Below are 2,609 nucleotides of genomic sequence, written 5' to 3' on the forward strand. Positions count from 1 at the left end.
TGCTGCGCCGCCGAGCTCGCGGGGGTGCTGGTCGTCGGCACCTGGACACGGCTGGAGCCGTCCGCCTTCCCCGACAGCACGGTGTGGTCGGAGTTCGGCATGGGTTACCTGTTCATCCCGGTGATCCTTCCGGTCACCGGGATGATCTGGCTGCGCCGCGCACGGAAGGCCTGACGCCGGGCGTCAGCGGCGCCGTTCAGGCACTGGCCGCATAGGCCGGCGCGGTGGCGTCCTTCTCCAGCAGGACCAGCCGGACGCCGTCGCCTCCGGTGGTGTCGCCCACCCGGGCGTAACCCGCCTTGCGGTAGAGCCGCAGATTGCCTTCGCTCCGCTCCCCCGTGTGCAGGCGGAAGCGGGTGGCCGAACGCCCGTCGGCGAGGCCGGACTCGGCGGCGCGCAGCAGACGGGTGCCGAGACCGTGCTTACGGAGCCTGGGGTGCACGCAGAGCTTGCCGATCCGGCCGGCGCCGTCCGTGTCGGTGAAGCCGCGTACCGAGCCGACGACTTCGTCGCCGAGCCGGGCCACGAACACCAGGTCCGTGGCGACTTCGTCCCGGACGGATTCGAGGCTCTGGACGAGTGGATCGATCCGGTAGTTGCCGTAGAGCTCCGCCTCGCTCTGGAAACAGAGGTACTGGAGTCTGAAGATCTGCTCGACGTCCTGTGCTGTCGCCGCCGAGATGGTCACGCTCATGCCCATGTGTGCATGCCTCCCGCTCACCTGCTCCGCCGGTTGCCTACCGCTCCTTTCCCCGCAGTTCAGGAGCGACAACCTCCGCCGCCAGCATTCTGCGCAGACATCCAAGGCATCGGGAACGCATAGGACCCAAACTCCCCTGTGACATACCCAACTCCCCTGCGATTTCCCGGTACGTCGGATCGTGGGGAGCCAGCATCGCCTCGATCAGCCGCGGGCATCTCCCGGGTAACCGGCCCACCGCGTTGCGCAGGGCGCGGCGCTCGTCGGCTCCCACCGCGATCCGTTCGGGACAGCCGGTCCAGTCACCCGGGGGGTCGCCGGCGGTGTAGGCCCGTTCACGCCTGGCCCGGCGGCGGGCGGTCCGCGCTTCCGCCCGTACGGCCGTGCGGACCCAGCGGGCGGGGTCGGCGGGCACGTCCGGGCCGGTCCGGCGCTCCAGCAGCCGCAGCCACACCGCCTGTTCCAGGTCCGCGGCCTCGATTCCGGCGGCCTGGGCCTCGGCTCCCGCCTCCGCGCGCACCAGCGCGTGCAGGGCGTGCACACCGGCCCGCCCACGGCTGCCCGTCCCCTCGGCCGGCGCCGCAGGACCATGATCAAGAAAAGTCATGCCCCGTCAACGCTCCCCGTGCGTGACGGGTTGCCGTACACGGGGAGCTCCACCCGACCGGGGTACGCGCGCCCCGGCCGGGTGACACCCGGCCTCGGGCCCTCAGTCCCGGGCGAAGTCGGCGGCTGCGAGGAGGGCGGTGTCCGGGTGGTCGGAGAAGATCCCGTCGATGCCCACCTCGAAGTACGCCCGGAGCGCGCCGAACACGTCGCCGTACGCGTTCGGGTCCGTGCCGCGCCGGAAGTCCGCGGGCAGGAAGGCGTTCTCGTTGCGCATCGTGTACGGGTGCAGGACCAGGCCCCGCGCGTGCGCGTCCGCGACCAGGGCCGTGGGGGCGGTCAGCCGTCCCGCGCCGTCCCTCGGGACGACCAGGTCCAGCGTCGGTCCGATGCCCTGGGCGAAGGACGCGATCCACTTCAGCCCCGCGGGCTTCACCAGATCGGCGACGGTCCGGGGGTCGCCGGCCTCCACGAAGTCCCAGGGCCGTTCCTTCGGGCCGGACAGCAGGACGACACGGGGGGTGGCGACGAGCTTCGACAGCCGCCGCATCGAGCTCGGCTCGAAGGACTGGAGGATCAGGGCGGAGCCGGCCCGGTGCCGGCCGTGGCGGCGCAACAGCTCGGCCAGCGGCTCCTCCAGGCCGAGCCCGAGGCCCCGGAAGTAGGAGGGGTGCTTGGTCTCGACGTAGAGCCAGACGGGCCTGCCGCGCCTGCGGCCCTCCCTGTCGGCCCAGCGCAGGACCTCCTCGAAGGTGGGGATCTCCCATCGGCCGTCGTACAGCGTGTTCTCCTGGCGGGTGCCGGGGATGCGCTCCTTCGCCCGGAGGGTCTTCAGCTCGGCGAGGGTGAAGTCCTCGGTGAACCAGCCGGTGAGCGTCACCCCGTCGACCTGCTTGGTGGCCTTGCGGCCCGCGAACTCGGGGTGCTCGGCCACGTCCGTGGTGCCGGTGATGTCGTTCTCGTGGCGGCAGACCAGATGGCCGTCCTTGGTCGGCACGAGGTCCTGCTCGACGATGTGGGCGCCCATGTCCAGGGCCAGCTGGTAGGAGCCGAGGGTGTGCTCGGGACGGTAGCCGCTGGCGCCGCGGTGCCCGATGACGGTGGGCACGGGCAGGTCCCGGTAGGAGCCGTTGCCCGTCCGCCGGCCGTCCGGGGTCCCCTGCCCGGCGGCGTGCGCCGTACCGGACAGGCCGAAGGCCGCCGTGCCGAGGACGGCCGCCCCCAGAAGGCTCCGCCGACCGGGGGCTGTCTGCGCGCGGTCTGTCATGGACGCTCCTTGTGTGGTGATGCGATGTGATGTCCG

Annotated in this window: 3 protein-coding genes; all 3 read right to left on the reverse strand. The window is 72.1% G+C overall.

Annotation, left to right across the window (positions count from 1 at the left end; translation table 11 throughout):
* Positions 1–196: 196 nt before the first annotated feature.
* A complete protein-coding gene (locus VN520_RS10460; RefSeq protein WP_325746593.1) occupies positions 197–700 on the reverse strand; it encodes a GNAT family N-acetyltransferase in 504 nt (167 codons plus the stop codon).
* A 37-nt stretch (positions 701–737) separates the two neighbouring features.
* Positions 738–1,307 carry a sigma-70 family RNA polymerase sigma factor gene (locus VN520_RS10465; RefSeq protein ID WP_325746594.1) on the reverse strand — a complete coding sequence of 190 codons (570 nt, stop codon included), beginning with the start codon at positions 1,305–1,307 and terminating at the stop codon, positions 738–740.
* A 102-nt stretch (positions 1,308–1,409) separates the two neighbouring features.
* Positions 1,410–2,573, reverse strand: a complete 1,164-nt coding sequence (locus VN520_RS10470) for a glycerophosphodiester phosphodiesterase (RefSeq protein ID WP_325746595.1) — start codon at positions 2,571–2,573, stop codon at positions 1,410–1,412.
* Positions 2,574–2,609: the final 36 nt, after the last annotated feature.

This window comes from Streptomyces sp., from assembly GCF_035563135.1.
GTDB lineage: Bacteria > Actinomycetota > Actinomycetes > Streptomycetales > Streptomycetaceae > Streptomyces.

Bases quoted from the DNA above. Each gene is read 5' to 3' on its own strand.
- VN520_RS10465 (WP_325746594.1), bottom strand. From the start codon at position 1,307: ATGACTTTTCTTGATCATGGTCCTGCGGCGCCGGCCGAGGGGACGGGC.
- VN520_RS10470 (WP_325746595.1), bottom strand. From the start codon at position 2,573: ATGACAGACCGCGCGCAGACAGCCCCCGGTCGGCGGAGCCTTCTGGGG.
- VN520_RS10460 (WP_325746593.1), bottom strand. From the start codon at position 700: ATGGGCATGAGCGTGACCATCTCGGCGGCGACAGCACAGGACGTCGAG.